Below are 19,924 nucleotides of genomic sequence, written 5' to 3'. Positions count from 1 at the left end.
TGAAATTATGAATTTTATTGATTTAATTGAACTTAAAAAACACAAGAAAGTTTTGTCAGAAAAACAATGACAGTTTTTTGTGGATGGAGTAGTTTCTCAAACATTGCCTGATTACCAAATCAGTGCATTTTTAATGGCCATTTGATTTAATGGTATGACAATCAACGAATTATATTTTTTAACTAATGCGATGTTGCATTCTGGAAAAATTATTTCGTTTAAAGATGTTTACCAAAAAATTTTAGTTGATAAGCATTCGACTGGTGGAATCGGTGATAAAGTAACAATTGCTTTAGCTCCAATTTTAGCTTGTTTTGATTTAGGAGTAGCAAAATTATCGGGCCGCGGATTAGGCTTTACCGGCGGAACTATAGATAAATTAGAAGCACTTAAAATTGATACGAATATTTCAGTTGAACAAGCTAAAAAAATCTTAGTTCAGAACGATATGTTTGTTATGGGTCAAACTGATTTTATTGCCCCTGCAGATAAATTTTTGTATGCGCTTCGCGACGTTACTGCTACCACTGATTCATTACCATTAATCGCCGCATCAATCTTATCTAAGAAATTTGCTCTTGAAACAGACCACGTTTTTTTAGACATTAAATATGGTGAAGGAGCTTTTTGTCGGACCAAAAAAATTGCTCAAGAACTTGGCGAGTTGATGCTTAAACTTGCAAAAAAATTCAAACGTAAAGTGGATTATGAATTAAGTGATATGTCGCACGTCTTGGGCCGTAGTATTGGCAATGCCATTGAGTTTAAAGAAGCGGCTGATTATTTGCAAAATAAGTCTACAGTCGGAACTGATTTCAAAACTTTAATGGAACGAATTGTTGTGAATATTCTTGTTAAAACCAAGCGGTTTAAAACTGAACAGACAGCCAAAGAACAATTAAATAAAGTTTTGAAATCTAAACAAGCATTTAATCAATTGTGCAAGTGAGTGGCTTGTCAAGGCGGAGACGCTGATAAATTGGTAAAAGACATTTATTTCAAACCTAAATATAAAGCAGAAATAAAAGCATTACAGTCTGGGATTGTGAATTATTATAGCCCCGTAGATTTAGCTGAGCTTGGAATTGATTTAGGTGCAGGACGTAAAGTTAAAGGACAACCACTCGACTTTCAAGCTGGGATTTACTTGAACGTTAAAGACAATGAAAAAGTGAAGAAAAATAATCCAGTCTTTACATTGTATTGTTCTAAACCAATTTCTAGTGTTCTTGTCAAAAAAGCAAGCACCATGTTCAAAATTTCTTAAGGGAGTTAACTATGAATACAAATAACCAAGATCGCTACTACCAAAAACTTAAAGAAATTATTAAAAACGCATATACCCCTTATTCTAAATTTCGGGTCGCTTGCTTGTTATGGACTGATAAGGGTTGGTTCTCTGGTGTTAATGTGGAAAATGCTTCTTATCCTGTCACATTATGTGCTGAACGAAATGCGATTGGAGCAATGATAACTAATGGCGGTAAAGAGATTCTTAAAGCTTGAATTTTGACTGATTCGATAAAAGATAACGGGACAGCTTGTGGGGTTTGTCGACAAGCAATTAGTGAATTTGCTAAAGCATCAACTGAAGTTGTAACCTACTCAAGTGAAGGAAAAAAATCAATTTTAAAAGTTAGTGATTTGTTACCATATGGTTTTGACCAAGCTGCAATGAAATAATTATTAAATTTAAGAAGGAAATTAAGATGTATAAAATTATTGTAAATCGCTGATTAAATAATAACAAAGTGAGCAACGAATTAAAACAGGCTATTTTAAAGATGCCTGAAGAAGAAAGAAAAAGAGCCTTTGATTTGGCGCCTTTGGCTTTTGGGACTGCTGGAATTCGTAATATCATGGGACCAGGTACGCAATACCTAAATGAATTTACCTATCGGCAAATGGCTTTAGGATACGGATTGTTCTTAAAGAAGAAATACCATAATCAAAGAATCAACATCGTTGTAACGCACGATAATCGGAATCATGGGGTTTTGTTTACAAACACCGTGGTGGATGCTTTAACATCGTTAGGCATTAATGTCATTATGTATGACTATAACCAATTAGTAGCAACACCAATTGTTTCTTTTACTATTCGGGAAATTGGGGCTCACGGAGCAGTTATTGTAACAGCAAGTCATAATCCTAAAGAATATAATGGTTTTAAAGTGTACAACTCTACAGGTGGTCAAATATCTGAAGAAGATGGTGCTGAAATTGTTAAATATATGCAACCAGCCGATTTAATTTTAGATTTAGAAGTAAAACCAAATGATAGTTTAATTTCATTCCTAGATGAATCTATTTTTGAAAAATATTTTAAAGCTATGAGCCAGGTTTTAATTAATACAGAACCTGGAACAATTAAAACCGAAAAGATTATTTTCAGTGGCCAACACGGAACTGCTAGCAAGCGTTTACCAGAATATTTGAAACGGCTTGGGTATGCAAATATTATTCCGGTAGTTGAGCAATGTCAATATGATGGGAATTTTACTTACACTAAATCGCCCAATCCAGAAAATCGTGTCGCTTGAGATTTGTCTTTAAAATATGCTGATTACCATAAGTCTGATGTTATTGTTCAAGTTGACCCTGACGCAGACCGATTCGCGATTGCAGTTCGTCATGAAGGAGAATGACGTTTCTTAACAGGAAATGAAATGGGAATTATTTATAGTTTTTATATGTTAAAAATGAAAAAACTGACAAAAATTCCGTTCATTGTTTCTTCGTACGTATCAACTAATTTAATCGATCGAATCATTAAAAAATACGGGGGAGTTGTTTACCGAACCGGAACTGGATTTAAATTAATTGGTGGCAAGGTAAATGAAATTGGTGAACGCCAAGATTTCATCGTTGGTTTTGAAGAAGCAATTGGGGCCTTGAATTCTTTAATTGGTCGAGACAAAGATGGTTTTCAAGCAGCTGCTTTAGCATTAGAAATTTTCTATCATGCTAAAAATTTCCATCACGTGGATTTAATTGATTTCTTAGAAAAAATTATTTATAAGGAATTCGGAAACATCTATAACGCTACTGTTGCTTTTGTCTTTAAAGAATTAAATTGAAAAGAGTTAGCAAAAGCCCGGATGGATAAAATGCTTAATTTTAAAGAAACCAAAATAGGTGACCGTGAAATTAAAGAAATTAAGTGAAATGATGTTGGCGGTTGTATTGACTGAATCTTAGATGGTGATTCTTGACTTCGCTTTAGAATGTCAGGAACTGAACCTAAATTTAAAGTGTATTACAATTTATATGGTGATTCTTTAGATGGGTTACGAAAAGAAGCTGAACAAATTCAAACTCAATTAAAGAAAATTTTAGATTTATAAAAAGAAAGAAGAATTAAAAATGAAAAAACGAGTTATTATCGGAAATTGAAAAACATACAAAAAAGAAGCGGACGTAAAAGCTTTTTTCAAAGAAGTAAATAAAGTCTTAAAAGACAAAAAACTACCTGTTAAATATGGGGTTGCTCCGGTTTTTGTTCATTTAGGCTTAGCTAAATCATTAGCATCAAAGAATATGATAGTAGCAGCACAAGATGCTAATTATATTGAAGAAGGTGCATATACTGGAACTGTTAGTTGAACTCAACTCAAAGATATTGGAATTAACCACGTTATCATTGGGCACTCTGAACGTCGAGCTTATTACAATGAAACAGATGAAACTGTTAACAAAAAACTTGCTGTCTTATTATCAAATAAAATGACACCAATTCTATGTATTGGTGAATCATTAAAAGAATTTGAATCTAAAAAAACTAATACCGTAGTTGCTGGCCAATTAAAAAAAGCAATTGCAGGAATTGATGTTAAATTATTAGAAAAATTAATCATTGCTTACGAACCAATTTGAGCAATTGGTACAGGGAAAACAGCAACTCCAGAAATTGCAGAATCCACAATTGCTACAATCCGCAAAGAATTAAGTAAGTTAACTAACGCACAATTAGCGAAAAAGACTACAATTTTATACGGTGGATCAGTCAAACCAGCTAATGTTGAAGAATTAATGAAACAACCAAACATTGACGGTGCATTAGTTGGTGGGGCTTCTTTAGTAGCAAAGGATTTCCTTGCTTTATTAGGAGTTAAATAAGTTTTATATGGCTTATAATAAGAAAAAAGTATTGTTGATGATTTTAGATGGCTATGGCGTATCTAAAGTTAAAGAAGGGAATGCAGTTTTAAATGCAAAAACCCCAAATTTGAACAAACTACAATCTAAAACATATCCCAACGTTTTAGTTGAAGCTTCTGGAGAAGCTGTTGGCTTGCCAAAAGGACAAATTGGAAATTCTGAAGTTGGACACTTGAACATTGGTGCTGGGCGAATTATCTATACTGGATTGTCTTTGATTAATAAAGCAATAGCAGATGGCTCATTTAAAAAGAACGTCGCTTTAAACCAAGCCGTTGCTCACGCCAAGAAAAATAAGACTAAATTCCATGTAATGGGTTTAGTATCCCATGGTGGTGTTCATAGTTTATTAGATCACATCATTGCAACTTTGAAATTAGCATCAGAAGCTGGTGTTAAAACTGTTTTGCACATTTTTGGTGATGGTCGTGATGTCCCTCCTGAAACATTGTTAACTGATGTTAAAAAATTAATGCCAACATTGAAGAAATTAAATGTGACTGTTGGTGTAATTGCTGGTCGTTATTATGCGATGGATCGTGACAAACGTTGGGACCGGATTGATTTAGCATACGAAACATTACTAAACGGAACAGGACCTAAATTCAAAGATCCAGTTGAATACATTAAACAATCATACGCAAACAAAGAAGCAGATGAATTTCTTAAACCAGCAATTAACGGAAACGTTCCATTAAAAGACGTTACCATTCAAGATAAGGATGCTGTGGTTTTTGCTAACTTCCGTCCTGATCGTGCTCGTCAATTGAGTCACTATATTTTCGGTTCTAAATATTATGATTCTAACCCAAAATTGCGTCGTAAGAATTTATTCTTTGTAACAATGATGCAATATGAAGGAATTGAACCAAGTAACGTTGCTTTCCCTCCTGAAATGTTTAAAAACACATTAGGAGAAGTAGTTGCTAATTTAGGGTTATCGCAATTAAGAATTGCAGAAACTGAAAAATATGCCCACGTAACCTTCTTCTTTGATGGTGGTAAAGAAGTTGAATACAAAAAAGAAAAGAAAATTCTTGTTCCTTCTAACCGTAGCGTTGCCACTTATGATTTAGCTCCAGAAATGTCTTGTAAGGGAATTACTGATGAATTATTACCAACCCTTGGTAAATTTGATATCACTATTTTAAACTTTGCTAATCCTGATATGGTTGGTCATACCGGAAAATATGAACCTGCCGTAAAAGCTTTAGAAGCTTTAGATGTCCAAGTTGGTCGGATTATTGAAGCTTGTGAAAAAAATAAAGTAACTTTATTTTTCACAGCTGATCATGGAAATGCTGAAGTTATGAAAGATAAAGATGGTAAGCCTGTAACTAAACATAGTGTTAATCCAGTTCCTTTTTCTTGCACAGACAAAACTGTGAAGATTGCGACTGGTGGAAAATTAGGTAATGTAGCTACAACCATTTTAGATTATATGGGAATTGTTACTCCAAAAGAAATGGATGAAAAATCTTTATTACTTAAAAAGTAATTTTTATACCTTTTAGTACAACAATTTAAAAACGAAAAGCAAGTTCATTTGTGCTAGTGCACTATGAACTTGCTTTTTATTGCTTGTTATAATTTTCTTTAAAGTAGGATTGTTGCTTTTTGCAACATACTCCAGAAAAATTAAAATTTTTCAGTTTCTGGAGTGAAATGGAATTTCAGGTTAATATACGAAAATATTGTAGCGATTGAATTGTTACGTCGTGGTTATTCAATTTATGTTGGAAAGTTTTATAACAAAGAGATTGATTTTGTAGCCGAAAGACGCGGCGAACGCATCTATGTTCAAGTTGCTGCTAATATTGATGATCTTAAAACAAAAGAAAGAGAACTTAGCTCTTTGCTAGAAATAAAAGGTGGTTATCCTAAAATTTTGTTAGCTAGAACTAGAACACGTGAATCTTCATTTGAAGGAATTAAAATTATAGATTTAGTTAATTGGTTGGCCAATAAAAGTTCTGTTGTTTTAACTTAGATATTAAAAAACCATTTGATAATGAATCACAAAAATCCGAGTGAAAATGTCAATTCTCTGGTTTGATTATCTTTTTTAATTTTTTTAATTATTTTAACGATTAGATTATCCAATGGTAAGTCAACAAAATCAAGTATCAAAAAGAAGTTAGCATTGGTCTTGGTTTTGGTTATATAGAACGATAATTGAGCGTTTGGTTTTTATTCACAAATTAATTAATTATAGAATAATTATTACTTAAAAAGTTAACGATTTTTGGCCCCTAAAATTCTTTAAATTTTGAAATTTTTTCTCATATTTTTAGATATATAATTTGGCAGTAACACTCTTTTTAAGAGGTTACTAAAAAATAGGAGCTAAGTCAGTGAATCATATCAAACGATATTTCGAATTTGATACAAAGCACGCAATCCTTAAAAAAGAAATTTTTGGTGGATTAGCGACTTTCATTGCCATGTCATATATCCTTGCTGTTCAGCCTGGATTTTTGCAATTAGCTTCTCATAGTGCAGCTACTGGAATAGTTGGCTCAAATGGTAAACCCGCAACGTTAGGTTCTGAATCAATTGGAGCATTATTTTTAGGTGTTGCATTAGTATCGTTTATTGCAACTGTATTTATGGGATTATTTGGTCGGGTGCCAATTAGTATGGCGCCCGGGATGGGACTTAATGTTTTCTTCACATTTACTGTTGCTGGCCAATTTGGCTTAGGATTTGAAGGTGCACTTTATACTGTATTATTGTCTGGTATTTTGTATATGATAATTGCATTAACACCTTTGCGTCGGAAGTTAATGCAATTATTCCCTGAGAACATAAAGATTGCAATCGGAACAATGATTGGATTATTTATTGCATATATTGGAATTTCGAACATCGGAATCATTAATACTAGTGCTTTCGGTGCACCAACTGGTTTTAGTGCTTTTTTTGATAACCCCTTAGTTATCGTTGGTATTGTTGGAATATTTTTGTTAATGGTCTTGCATCTTGCCAAAGTGCCATTTGCAATTTTTATTTGATTTATTTTAGGAATTGTTTTCTTGGCAATAGTGTTTGCCAGTGATCACGGTGGATCAGGTGGTAAATATGGTTCATTTGACCGCATTTTTCATTTGAACTCTTACCAAGATTTTAATGTATTTGGGCAACTACAAAGGGGAGTATGAACTTCACAAGTATTTACTGCAACCTTTAAGAATCCGTTAGCTTATGTTGCGTCGTTAACATTCTTATTTGTTAATTTCTTTGATGCTTCAGGAACTATGTTTTCGGTTGGTAAAGCATTAGGAATTGATGGTGATAACCGTAAGGGATTGAAGAATTGGCAAAACCGGGCCAATTGAGCTGAAGGTTTTGCTAATACTACATCAACTTTCTTTTTACAATCTTCAGTAACTGCTTACATTGAATCTAATACTGCTCATGTAATGGGAGCAAAAACCGGATTAAGTGCAATTGTTACCGGATTTTGTTTTTTAATTGCAATTGTCTTGTGGCCAATTCTTAGTGTGGTTTTTCCTATTCAATTAACTAGTAATCTTGATGGCAAGATGGCTGGGGTAGTAGCCTCGCCAGGTGCGGTGCAGCCGATTACTGGTCCAATTCTTGTCTTAGTTGGATCAATGATGATGGGTCAACTAAGACACTTTATCTGAAAAGAAGTGGAAGATATACCAGTTCTTTTATTCATTGTAATGTTTGGAGTACTAAGCATTTCCATTTCTAATGGAATTTCCTGAGGAGTGATGTTGTTCGTATTGCTTAATGTTTCGATTGGGACAATTGAACTTGTTAAAAAATATAAGCAAAATCGTAATGATGTACAAGAGTATAATTTGACTCCAGAAAAGTTTATTGGTTCAACCATACCTATTAAATTAAAGTTGAGGGAATTAGCCAAGCAGACAAAATTGGCGAGAGTGAATTTAACAATCGGAATTACTTCGGTTATTGCATTGTTATACACAATCGTCGATGCTTTAATTATCGCTGGTGTGATTACAGCTGTTACCAGTTAGTTAATTGATGTTTAAGTATTCTAAAGAAGAAGCGCAAGCTTCTTTTTTATTTGTAATGAATTAAAAATTATTTTTTCTAGAGCTGTTTGCTTAAATTTTGTTTTATAAAAAATCATAAAATTTTTAAAAAGCCCTTGACAAAAAAAAAAAAAAAAAAAAAAAAAAAAAAAAAAAAAAAAAAAAAAAAAAAAAAAAAAAAAAAAAAAAAAAAAAAAAAAAAAAATAAAATCGCCAACTCGTTTCGAAAGCGATTTTTACAATATCTTTTTGAAATGGTTTTTATTAGTTGGATATCAATTTATTTTAGGAAAATTATGAATAATTCCAATGCCACTGCCGCACCCATGATTAATTCTCAAAATTTTGAAAGTAGAGAAATTGTTGTTACAAGTCAATATGATGAAACGAAAACCGAAGATTATACAAGTTTTGGCTGAAAGGTAATAGGTGTAAAAATTCCAACCGCAACAGATGATCCCAGTATTTTATATACTTTAGTAGTGAGAAGAGATTTAAAACTACCTAATTTATCTAAACTTACAGAATTGGAAGTAACGTACGAACAATTGCATAGTGCAATTTTAAATGTACCGTTACCACTTCAACTTCAGCAACTTCATTCATTTGATGGAAAAGTAACAATGGGTCAGGTATTGAAATCAGATATACTTAGAGGTATTTCTTCGATGGGTTTTAATGCGGCAAATAATTTTACTTTAGGTTTATACTCTAAAGCCCAACGTGCTAAACAAATGAATGCTATAAATGAACAGCAAAAAGTAAAGGAAGAAGTTCAAAGACAAGTTGATATTTATAATAAAACTATCCAAAAATTATTATCCCAAGCTAACACAATAGTTTGGTTTGCACGGACACTATTGCCAAAAGGGTACAATGAATATCATTTCCAAAAACAAACTGTAAAAAGTTTTGCAAGCAAAGAATTTGCTCTTCAGTTATTTGGTAAATAAAATAGTTGAATATGAATCAGAATAATCCTTACGCTCGATCAGGAGCAGATAATCTTTACGGAGTTCCTAGCAACAACCATCCAAAACAAGTTAATAGCACTCAAGTTAATTCAAACCAACCACAAAAAAATAAAGAAGTAAACTTTGTAGATGATGATGAACAAGCGCCATGGCCACTAGTTAGAACCTTGAATGTTACAGCTAGAGTAGCTTTGTCGTTTTGAATTATTACTATTGTATTTTCTGTTATTTTTGTTGTTGTACTTATTTACCTGCCTTTATCGCAGCAAATAGCGTTTAATGTTAGTTGAGGGATAGTAGTTGTAATCGCCATATTAGCCATTTTTGGTTTTATTTGATTTGTATCTGCCATCGTTCAGATAGTTAAAATTCATAAATATGGAAATCAATTTAAAGGTGCTACAGCTTGATTTATTTTATCTATAGTTGGTCTGTTTATTACTCTTGGATTCCTTACATTTATAGCATCGTGCATGACTGTTAACCGACTAAATGCTGAAGGTTATTAATTAATCAAGTTTTATTAAACTAAGAAGGAACATAAATTATGAATCAAAACAACCCGTATGCTGTACATAATAATCCATATGCAAGATCTACATCTGAAAATTTATATGGGCAATCATCATTAAAAAATAATTCGACTTCAAGAAAAGGAGCAAAATCTAAAAATGGCTCTAAGATAGCTTCTAAGAATGAATTGAAACAATTTAAAGAAACAGCAGTGGCCTACATAGTATTATGATCAATTAGCACTTTATTTTTTATTGTAGTGTTTTTTACATTGATTGTGCCTACGATCAGAAGTTATGCAATTGCTGCTGCTTTGCCATTTGAGTTTAATGTTGTTGGAGGTACAAATATTCGCTACTCTTCAATAACACCACTATACTCTCTTTACGGTGCTCTTGGTTTTTGTTGTTTGATTACATTATTTGTTATTGGTGCAAAAGCAAATAAACTCTCAAGTTCTTTTGAAAACGGAAAATTTTTTCCAATGTATTGTTGGTTGGGTCTTTTAACTTTAGGAGTTTCGACTTTAGTGGCTGCCATTAAAATTAACGATATATTAAAAAAAGTATTTAAACCAATTGATTCTTCAGGTGCAAATAGCAATTTTTCTGGATTAGAAAGTAATCAAATAGTTCAATCATTTAAGAAATTCAAAATAACTACCCTTCTTTATATGGTTGTATGTCCCTTACTTTTTGTTTCCCTTTTGATAATGATCATTACATTACCTGTTGTATTTGGGAATTATAATGCTCCATCAAACAGAAATTTTACGTATCAAGATTCGGATGGAAACATAGTGTCTTTTAGTAGTATTTTAAAATCAGTTGTTGACGATTTTGTTGGTGGGGTGATCGCAACTCCTTTGTTAGTTTATATATTTGCATGATGGGCATTCTTGCTACAACTAAAATTAGTTGACGAATTAAAAAAACACCAAGAACAATTCGATAATTCAAAAAAATTAATTCTACTTCTTAATTTAGGGACTATAAGTCTAGGAATAACAGCATTGTTAGTAGCAATCAAGGTTTGAAAAACTACACCTAATTTAGATTATCAACCTGAAGTGCAAAATTTAACTGAACAAAGTGTTTAAAATCTGTTTCTTTTATATTAGAAGATATATTTAATTTATCGATATATCATTGATTTTTCTGTGTTCATTTTTGTGAGAAAATCGGTCTGTGGTATTTTTCAGACATTCATAAAATATAATAAAGTAATAACTAATTACTAAAGGATTTAAAATGAACAAAAAAATTCGTATAGGATATGGAACTTGAATGAATCTTTCGACAGAAGATTTAACTAGTTGCTTAGCAGTAATTGAAAAAGCTGGATATGATTATATCGACACTGCTTACATTTATAAAAATGAAGCACAAATAGGTAGAGCTTTAGCAACACTTGCTAAAAAAGGTAAACCAGTTAATTTGCCGATTCAGTCAAAAGTTTGAGTGACTCAATTTGGCGACGTTAAAGGCGCTTTAGTTAAAGCTTTAAAAAAATTAAAAAAAGAAAAACTTTGATCTTATTTGATTCATCGTCCACACTTAGATATGAACGTGAATATTAATGCTTGAAAACAATTGATTAAATGCCAGCAACTTGGTTTAGTTGAAAACATCGGTGTATCTAACTTTGATAAAGATATGGTGGATTTGCTTATTGCTAGAACCGGAGTAAAACCGTGATGTAATCAAATCGAATTATCGGTTAATAATTTCCGTGAGGACCGGATTGTTTATAACCACAATAATGATATTTTTGTTCAAGCTTGAAGTCCATTGGGAAAAATAAAAGAAAATTTAAAAAATCCCTTATTAATTAAATTGGCCAAAAAGTATAAAACAGATGTAGCGGGAATTTTGATTGCTTTTTTAAGTTCCCAAAACATTTCATTAATTGTTAAAACCATAAAACCCGAACGGGCAGTCAGTAACGCTAAAGCAATTAAAATTAAACTAACAAAAACCGATATCGAATCTCTTAAGGTCTTGAATAAGTATTCAAACAAGGCGTCTGAGACTTATTATGATCCCGCGCTTGAACCTGATCTAGAATAATAAATTAATTAAATGAAGTCAGGTTTTATGAACCTGATTTTTATTTTGTATTAGTGAATGTCAATTCGATAAAATCTTATAACTTACATCATTTTATTTATCTTTTTAGTGCAAAGTTACTAGATGTATGTTGTTTTAATTAGCTTTTGAGTTTCTTTAATTAATTCAAAATATCCATAACGGATTTTGAAAAGAGATTGAAATTCAGATTATATGTAATTAAGTTTATGCTCTTCACTTTTCAAAAAAGTTGCATTATTGTTTGCCACCTTTAAAAGTAATAATGAATTGCAAATCTGGAATTTTGGAATGAGTTTATTCAAATATTATTTTTTATGTCGATATTACTAATGTGATACGTAATTTAAAAATAAAAAAACTATTTTTTGATTCATCACGTTAGTTATTAGAAGTTTCTTACTTGACCATTTATTTAACTATAAAGCATCTTTTGGTTAGTATTTTGAATTTATCTTTGTATTATATAGCCGACGATAGTTTTTGTTAATTAATACTGTAGTTAGAGTTATTTTTGGGATTTTTTCTCAGCTGTCGATTTCATATTTTATTTGAATTGTGAATGGAATTAATTATTCGTTAATATCTTGAAATTCTTTTTTGCGCATAAAAGGTATTAATTAAATGAAGTTTTACAGCTATAAAGAAAAAAAGAAGATGTAATTTTTAGCGCGATAAATAACGCATAAAATAAAGTTGATCTAAAATTTTATTGGATTTGCTTAATAATCTCGCGAAGAAAGCAAAGTGATGCTTATGATGAACAAGAAATTTTTATTTGGTTATGGTACGTGAGAAATCTTGAATTTAAAAGATTTTCTTAGGTGTTTACCAGTTGTTCAAAAGTCTGGATATAGTTATATTGATACAGCTGCATATTACTCTAATGAAGACTTAATAGGTGAGGCAATTCTTAAATTGCAAGGTCAAGGAATTAATATTGATTTACCTATTCAATCAAAAATTTGAAGCAGCGATTATCACAATGTGAGAAAAACTTTAGAACTAGCTTTAAGAAATTTAAAAACAACACAATTATGATCTTACCTTTTACACGTGCCTCATGTTGATGATAGTGTAAATGTTAGTGCTTGAAGGCAATTAATCGAATGTCAAAGATTAGGTTTAGTACAAAATATTGGCGTGTCTAATTTTACTGAGGACAATGTCAAATTATTGATTAATAGAACTGGTGTTAAACCGTGAGTTAATCAAATTGAGATTTCTGCAAATTATTTTCGACCAAAATTAATTAAATTTAATCATGAATTAGGAATTCAAGTTCAAGCTTGAAGTCCACTTGGTGATCTTGAAAAAAACTTACAGAATCCAATATTAAAACAAATTGCAATGAAATATCGTACAGATATTCCCAGTATATTGATATCTTTTTTAACTTCCCAAAATATACCAGTGATTGTTAAATCCGTTAACACTTTAAGGATTATGAATAACATAAAAGCAAAGAATATTCGTTTAACATTAGAGGACTTGAAACTGATAAATCATATTAATCAAAAATAAACTAAATTTATTCAAATCCAATCCAATATTCTTATATAAATGCTAGCTGTTATAATTAATAAAAAAAACAGCATGGTAATCTGATGAACAATAAAGTTTTAAAATCGTTATCTGAATCTATTCAAACATCTTTATTAGATGCTGAAATATCTTCTGATACACAATATCAGTTTCAAATAATTTCTAATGATTTTCTAAATAATCAAAAAGTTCTGGCAACTTTAAGTGACGAACTTAAAAAATGCAAAAGTTTTGCCATTAGTGTTGCTTTTATCAATTCTTCTGGTTTAGAAAGCTTGTTAACCATCTTAAAAGATCTTGAAAAACGAAAAATTCCTGGAAGAATATTGACAACCAACTATTTGACTTTTACACAGCCTAAAGCATTAGAAAAAATAAATTCATTTAAAAACATTGAATTAAGAATGTTTTGAACTGATAATAAATTTTCTGGGTTTCATACAAAGGGATATATCTTTGATAATGATGAAACCGTTACATTTTTAATTGGTAGTTCAAACTTAACTGAAAGTGCGCTTTCATTAAACAAAGAGTGAAACGCTAAGATAACATCGTCTAAAAGAGGTAAATTTGCCATTTTGGTCAAAAAGGAGTTTGAGTCACTATGAAACTCACCAAATTCAAAAAAATATTGCGACTTTATTGAAATTTACACTAACGATTACTTGGCAAAAACTCAATTTGAATTTCAAAGAAAATTATCTTTATACCCATTGTTGACAGATTTAAAACCAAATAAAATGCAGACTGAATTTATCACTAATTTAAAGGAATTAATCAATTCAGGAAAACAACGTGCTCTTTTGATATCAGCTACAGCCACAGGGAAAACATATGCTTCTGCTTTTGCATTAAAAGAATTACAATTTAAAAAAGTTTTGTTCGTAGTTCATCGTGAACGTATTGCACGTGATGCTCAAGAAAGTTATAAAAATGTTTTAGGGCAAAATTTTAGTTATGGTTTGGTGAGCGGAACTTCTAAAGATTTTAAAAAGGATTATATTTTTTCAACAATACAGACTTTATCTAAAAATGAGGTTTTGAAAGAGTTTTCTCCAAATCAATTTGATTTTATTGTGATTGATGAAGTGCATCGTGCTGGTGCAAAAAGTTATGAAAAAATTATGGAATATTTTAAACCCAAATTTTGATTAGGTATGTCAGCTACACCTGATCGAACTGATTCATACGATATTTATAAATTATTTCATAATAACATATCGTTGGAAATCACTTTACAAAGAGCCCTTGAAGAAAACCTGACGGTGACTTTTCATTATTTTGGAATAACGGATTTAGAAATAGGTGGGAAAAGTTATATTGGTGATGACGTAAAAGATTTTATGAAATTAGCGTCTGATGAAAGAGTAAAACACATTATAGAGCAAGCAAAATTTTATGGCCACGGGGGTAACCGAGTTAAGGGTCTAGTCTTTTGCAAAAATCGAAGTGAAGCAAAAGAGTTATCTAAAAAATTTAATGCGCTTGGATTTAAAACAGTCGCTTTAAGTGGTGAAGATAGCGATCAAAAACGAAGCGATGCTATAGATTTATTGGAAAGTGATGATTTAAATAATTATTTAGATTACATTTTTAGTGTAGATATTTTTAATGAAGGTGTCGACATTCCTGAGGTTAATCAAATTATTTTGCTTCGTCCTACCCAAAGCCCAATTATATTTGTTCAACAACTTGGCCGCGGACTAAGAAAAACAAAAAATGGAATTAAAGAATATGTTGTAGTTTTAGATTTTGTCGGGAATTATCTTAATAATTTTATGATTCCACTTGCACTTTCTGGGGACCGCTCATATAACAAGGATTTTCTAAGAAATTTCGTTTGCGAAGGCTATAAATTTCTTCCGGGATCATCCACAATTCAATTTGATGAAATAGCCAAATTTCAAATATTAACGTCCATAGATCGTGCTAACTTCAATGAAGTTAGTTTGATTAAAAATAATTACAACTTGCTAAAAAACAAAATTGGTAGAATTCCAAGAATTATAGATTTTGATACATATAATTCCATTGATCCCCTTAAAATCTTCGAAAATAAGACTTTAGGTTCTTATCATAATTTTTTGAGTAAATACGAAACAGATTATCATGTTAAGTTTGATGTTTTGAAAAGTAACATTTTAAGTTTTATTTCACAACGTTTTGCATCTGGAAAAAGGCCACACGAATTATTAGCTTTAAAACTTATGATTGATGGGACTAAAGATCTTTTTTCTGATTTAAAGCAATTATTATTCCAAAGATTTAATGTTCAATTTGGAGATAATACGGTTAATAATTTAATTAATATTTTTTCTAATACATTTGATACTGGGATATCGAAAGATACCTTTAAAGAGTGTGTTTTAATTTCAAAAGAAAATTCTACTTATAGAATTTCTCAAACTTTTTTGAAATCTTTAGAAGACCAAGAATTTAAGAATCAAATAAAAGACTTGATTGAATTTGGATTGATGCGTTATTCGTCTAAATATTTTGATTTTTATGAAGGAACTTCTTTTAAATTATATGAGAAATATACTTATTATGAAGTTGCCCGATTATTAGACTGAAACCAGTCTCAAGTTGCCTTAAATATTGGCGGGTATAAATATGACAAAATAACTAATACCTTCCCGATATTTATTAATTATGATAAGCATAATGAATTAAAAGCATCCATTAATTATGAAGACGATTTGATAACACCAAACCATCTAATAGCAATTTCCAAATCGAAAAGAGATCTAACATCTCAAGACATCAAAATAATACAGAACGCCACGAAAAATAATACTCAAATTCATTTATTTATTCGTAAGAACAAAGAAGACAAAAATTCCTCAAAGGAATTTTATTACTTAGGAAAAATTGTTCCAATCGGTAAATTTGAAGAGTTTATTATGCCAAATACCAATAATGTAAAGGCTGTCAAAATCCATTACAAATTAATTACTCCAGTTCGAGAAGATTTATACGATTATCTTAAAAATGTAAAATTATAAACTCGTTTTCTTCACAAAAATGCCTTTAAAATTCAAAACATAATAAAATAGATATGTACAAGTTACAGCTTGCAACTGTGTACCCTCATTTAAAATTACTAAAATTTCATGTTTACAAAAAATAATAAAAAAACAAGTCGCAAGAAATATTGATGACTTAGTTTAAGTAGTATGTCTGCTTTAGCTGTCATTGTTTCTTCATGCGCTAGTGCTACTCATATTGAACCTGATAACAAACAAACCGAAAAAGAAAAACCCGTTGTTGATCACCCACCTGTTAAAGAAGAAACCGATAAAGGTCCTGCGACAAATCAAGATCAAAAACCCGCTCTTGAAGAACCAAAAAAGCCAGAACCTCAACCTGAACCAAAGCCTGATGTTACTCCAGAAAAAGAAGAACCTAAAGTTGTCGTATTTCCTTCGCAAGAATCGTTAACTTTTGATGCCACTAATAAGGATGTTTTTCCAAGTTCAATCTCAAACGTTAATTTTAATTCTTACATTGATGTTCATTTTGATTCTCAGTCCTATGAAATGATTGAAATTAGTGTTTCTAATCAGAATGATGCTAATGGATCATGGACTCTTTCGTTTAAATTGCAAGATATCTCATCAAAAGAAATTTCGTCTCAAATTTATAAATTGGAAGTTTCTGGATTCAAAACAGTTCAAATGCAATTAGATTCTATTGATTTAGATTTTAATGCTGCAGATAAAACAACGAGACCTAATAACGTAAATAGTGCTAACTTTAATACAAAAGTAACTATTACAAACAAACCAGATGATATTAAGTTTATTCTTGTTGAAGACAGTTTAAAACCCGAACAACAAAATGGAATTTTAAGTTTTCAATATAACTTGTCTAAAAACGGATTTACTTCAAAAGTTAAAACTGGATCAGTTAGAAATTTCCTTGCATTTAGACCTTTTAATCCCAAAGGTACATTTACTGCTGAAAGTATTAAAAAATTAATTACTGACAAAGAATATGCAACTGAAGTTAACATTTCTGATTTGCAAAAAACTTTAGAATTTTCAGAAAATACTTTACCTAAACCAGAAGTGGATGAAGCGGTATCTAGTGTTGAATTTTTAGATATGGATTTTGTGAAAAACAATAAAACTAGCACAATTTCTTTTAAGTACAAATTAAAAAATAGTTTAGGGCAAGAAACGGATTTGAAGACCTTTAAAATTCCTAATTTTAAAAATGACACACAACTTTCACAACTTTTGACCAACGTTACAATCACACCAACGATTACCCCTAAAGGAGTACAAACCTTTGTTAAAAATAGTACCACCATTAGTGGAAACATTTATCAACAATACTTTAATTTGTCTTTTTCTGACCCTAGAGTAGGCGTGTATCGTAACACAGTATTATCTGTATCTCCTAGATCAAACTATTCAGAGACTGGCTCTGTTAGTATCTTATTAAACGTCCTTTTGAAGAGTGATTCAACTAATCAAAATCCAATAATAATACGTCGAACAATTACTTTATCTGGCTTTAATAAAATTGATCCAAATAAACCTAAAACTATTACTTTTGCCAACACGATTGCAGAAAATAATATATCTCCTTCGCAAAATATGTATTCTTATTTTCAACTTGGTCAATCACCACAATCTCAGGGGCATATTACAACAAATGTTGATTTGAAAAATAACGGTCCTGATAAAACCGCATTTGATTTTATGGCAAATCGTGTAGTTGCTTTACATGTCAATTACGATTCTAATAAAGAAATTAAAAACAAATCAAATAAACCATCAGAAACAGAATTTGCTTCCTCATCTAGTTCATCAACTGAAACGGCCCCAAATATTCAATCAGTAGGTGGTACAGGGTGATTAATTGGAAAAGCTAGCGCAACTGATGATCCGTACAATCCCGACTTTTATTCGTATTATGTTGCAACAAATTTACACGTTTATACGGCTTTCTTGCAGCGGCAAGTTACTGGTAGTTTAATTGATTATAGTTGAACTGCATTTAAGCAATATAATCAGCCACAAAATTTTATGTTGCAGAAAAATTTGGATGGCCAATGAGACGATACTCAAATTGGGACTACTCGATCTGACTACGCTAAAGGTGATATTGATTATATTTATTCAGCAACTGATTTAACAGCTAAAGTTGATCATTGAACAAAAGATGCTCAAGGCAAGGTAACTAATACTTCGACTATTACTAGTACCATCAATCACGAAAAGGGCAACTTAAAATTAGCGGTTGATTTTGCCGTAATGAAAGTTAATTTCTTATCTGCTGATTTAAAAGCCAGTTTGGCCAAGGCAAAACAAAATAATATTTCCATCGAGTCATGATCAAATAACATTATTTCTAATGCCCAGACTACGAGTGGACATAATGAAGATAAAATTCGGATTTGAAACGCTGCATTTATTCAGCACTTAACTAAAAATACGTTAGCTAATTTCCCTGATTTACAATTTGCTCAAACATCATACAATCCAGTAGATGGAGCAGATCATACCTCTGCAGATTTAAATCATTTAGGGTATACTGCTGGTTATCCAGCAACGTCATTTAACTATAATGGTTCACCAAAATCGCAATTCTATATTGGTGATAACAATAGTCAAATAGGTAGTGGTTACATGTTCACAAGAATCAATAAAATTGATGAAATGATTCAACATAATTCATTAACTAGTACAGTTGTAAATACTAGAAAACGAACTGATACTTCTGGTACTTTAGATTACTATCCAAATGGTACTAAATCCATGAAAACTGACCAATCAATAGTCGAAGCTCATATTGGTGTTACTAAATCGGTTCAATATCTGAATGTTGGTGGTGGTTCTTCAGGAAGCCCTTTCTTTGAAGCAAATAATCCTAGTCTTGTTTTAGGAATTTATCGTGGAGTTTACTTTGATGGACCGAACGAAGATCGTAGTAATGTTTTTGGTCAAATAGTGCAATTGCGTGTAAAAGGATACTATGATGTCATTGGTGGAGCAACACCGATGGACGATACTACTCCAGCAAATCATACTTTATATAGCACTTTGATGAAATTACATCAAGAACATCCAGATCAATATCGCGTGCTTAACTTAAAGTAATTGTCTTTTTAAGCATTTACAAAACTTTTTTACGCTTGATATTAAATAAATTTAGTATGGTAGGTTTTTAGATTTTTTAAAAATCAAAAGAAGTTAAAATTGTCTTTTATTGTCCGCCTTTCTCTAAGCACATAAAGATCTAACTAACTTCGTTTATTTTGGAGGTTTCATAAAATAAATAGGTGGTAGAAGAACAGTTAGTGAATTGTATTATCTAAGGAATAATTGATGAAATATCCCTCTAACATTTTTGTTTTTAGCAATCCCTTTGATCCACTTTTATAAGTTATAGTTTCTGTTTCTATAATATTACTTTTTTGATTTGAAAAATTATACACAACTTGATAGTTTTGGTCTAATTTTTTGGCAGACGAAAGTTGAGCGTGTTGTAATATTCTTATAAGCGAATGACCTCCCGTTTGATGTTTCATCTTCTTTTGAATCATAAAATATTGTTTTCATTCAATCAATGATTTTATTTTATTAACAATCGTGTTTTTGAA

The 19,924-nt window shown here is 31.1% G+C and carries 15 protein-coding genes; 14 read left to right on the top strand and 1 reads right to left on the bottom strand.

All coding sequences use genetic code 4. The annotated features are described in order from the left end of the window. The first annotated feature begins 7 nt into the window (after positions 1–7). The 14 genes from T384_RS0100575 to T384_RS0100510 all read left to right on the top strand — a co-directional run bounded on the left by T384_RS0100575 (position 8) and on the right by T384_RS0100510 (position 19,421). Complete coding sequence (locus T384_RS0100575; RefSeq protein ID WP_027119403.1) at positions 8–1,267, top strand: thymidine phosphorylase; 1,260 nt, start codon at positions 8–10, stop codon at positions 1,265–1,267. Between the two features lie 11 nt (positions 1,268–1,278). Continuing rightward, positions 1,279–1,683 (top strand): cytidine deaminase, encoded by a 405-nt coding sequence (gene cdd / locus T384_RS0100570; RefSeq protein ID WP_027119402.1) that lies wholly within the window; start codon positions 1,279–1,281, stop codon positions 1,681–1,683. A 26-nt stretch (positions 1,684–1,709) separates the two neighbouring features. Further along, positions 1,710–3,347: a phospho-sugar mutase gene (locus T384_RS0100565; RefSeq protein WP_027119401.1), complete on the top strand. Its 1,638-nt coding sequence runs from the start codon at positions 1,710–1,712 to the stop codon at positions 3,345–3,347. 19 nt (positions 3,348–3,366) lie between these two features. Then, positions 3,367–4,119: a triose-phosphate isomerase gene (tpiA, locus tag T384_RS0100560; RefSeq protein ID WP_027119400.1), complete on the top strand. Its 753-nt coding sequence runs from the start codon at positions 3,367–3,369 to the stop codon at positions 4,117–4,119. Between the two features lie 7 nt (positions 4,120–4,126). Continuing rightward, a complete protein-coding gene (gene gpmI / locus T384_RS0100555; protein WP_027119399.1) occupies positions 4,127–5,659 on the top strand; it encodes a 2,3-bisphosphoglycerate-independent phosphoglycerate mutase in 1,533 nt (510 codons plus the stop codon). Between the two features lie 162 nt (positions 5,660–5,821). Beyond that, a complete protein-coding gene (locus T384_RS05970) occupies positions 5,822–6,151 on the top strand; it encodes an ATP-binding protein (protein ID WP_052663377.1) in 330 nt (109 codons plus the stop codon). Positions 6,152–6,515: 364 nt separating this feature from the next. Beyond that, positions 6,516–8,174: an NCS2 family permease gene (locus T384_RS0100545; RefSeq protein ID WP_027119398.1), complete on the top strand. Its 1,659-nt coding sequence runs from the start codon at positions 6,516–6,518 to the stop codon at positions 8,172–8,174. Between the two features lie 314 nt (positions 8,175–8,488). Next, positions 8,489–9,145, top strand: a complete 657-nt coding sequence (locus T384_RS05965) for a hypothetical protein (protein ID WP_084266085.1) — start codon at positions 8,489–8,491, stop codon at positions 9,143–9,145. An 11-nt stretch (positions 9,146–9,156) separates the two neighbouring features. Beyond that, positions 9,157–9,675, top strand: a complete 519-nt coding sequence (locus tag T384_RS0100535) for a hypothetical protein (protein WP_027119397.1) — start codon at positions 9,157–9,159, stop codon at positions 9,673–9,675. 38 nt (positions 9,676–9,713) lie between these two features. After that, complete coding sequence (locus tag T384_RS0100530; protein ID WP_027119396.1) at positions 9,714–10,778, top strand: hypothetical protein; 1,065 nt, start codon at positions 9,714–9,716, stop codon at positions 10,776–10,778. Between the two features lie 151 nt (positions 10,779–10,929). Next, positions 10,930–11,748, top strand: a complete 819-nt coding sequence (locus tag T384_RS05960) for an aldo/keto reductase family protein (RefSeq protein ID WP_052663376.1) — start codon at positions 10,930–10,932, stop codon at positions 11,746–11,748. Positions 11,749–12,522: 774 nt separating this feature from the next. After that, positions 12,523–13,290, top strand: coding sequence for an aldo/keto reductase family protein (locus tag T384_RS0100520; protein ID WP_027119395.1), 768 nt, complete (start codon positions 12,523–12,525; stop codon positions 13,288–13,290). Positions 13,291–13,373: 83 nt separating this feature from the next. Continuing rightward, the gene (locus tag T384_RS05955) at positions 13,374–16,316 is read left to right on the top strand and encodes a DEAD/DEAH box helicase (protein WP_036498629.1); all 2,943 of its coding nucleotides are present in this window, start codon (positions 13,374–13,376) and stop codon (positions 16,314–16,316) included. Between the two features lie 108 nt (positions 16,317–16,424). Then, positions 16,425–19,421, top strand: a complete 2,997-nt coding sequence (locus T384_RS0100510) for a DUF31 family putative serine protease (RefSeq protein ID WP_156933094.1) — start codon at positions 16,425–16,427, stop codon at positions 19,419–19,421. A gap of 197 nt (positions 19,422–19,618) precedes the next feature. Here the strand turns inward: T384_RS0100510 and T384_RS05950 are convergent. After that, positions 19,619–19,924: hypothetical protein (locus tag T384_RS05950; protein ID WP_027119710.1), on the bottom strand; the 306-nt coding region annotated here is incomplete at its 5' end.

Origin of the sequence: Mycoplasma testudinis ATCC 43263, from assembly GCF_000687795.1 — a bacterium.
In the GTDB taxonomy this organism is placed as follows: Bacteria; Bacillota_I; Bacilli_A; order Mycoplasmatales; family Mycoplasmoidaceae; genus Mycoplasmoides; species Mycoplasmoides testudinis.
Note: the sequence above shows the minus strand (reverse complement) of the source record. Positions and strands in the feature narration are given on the sequence as shown.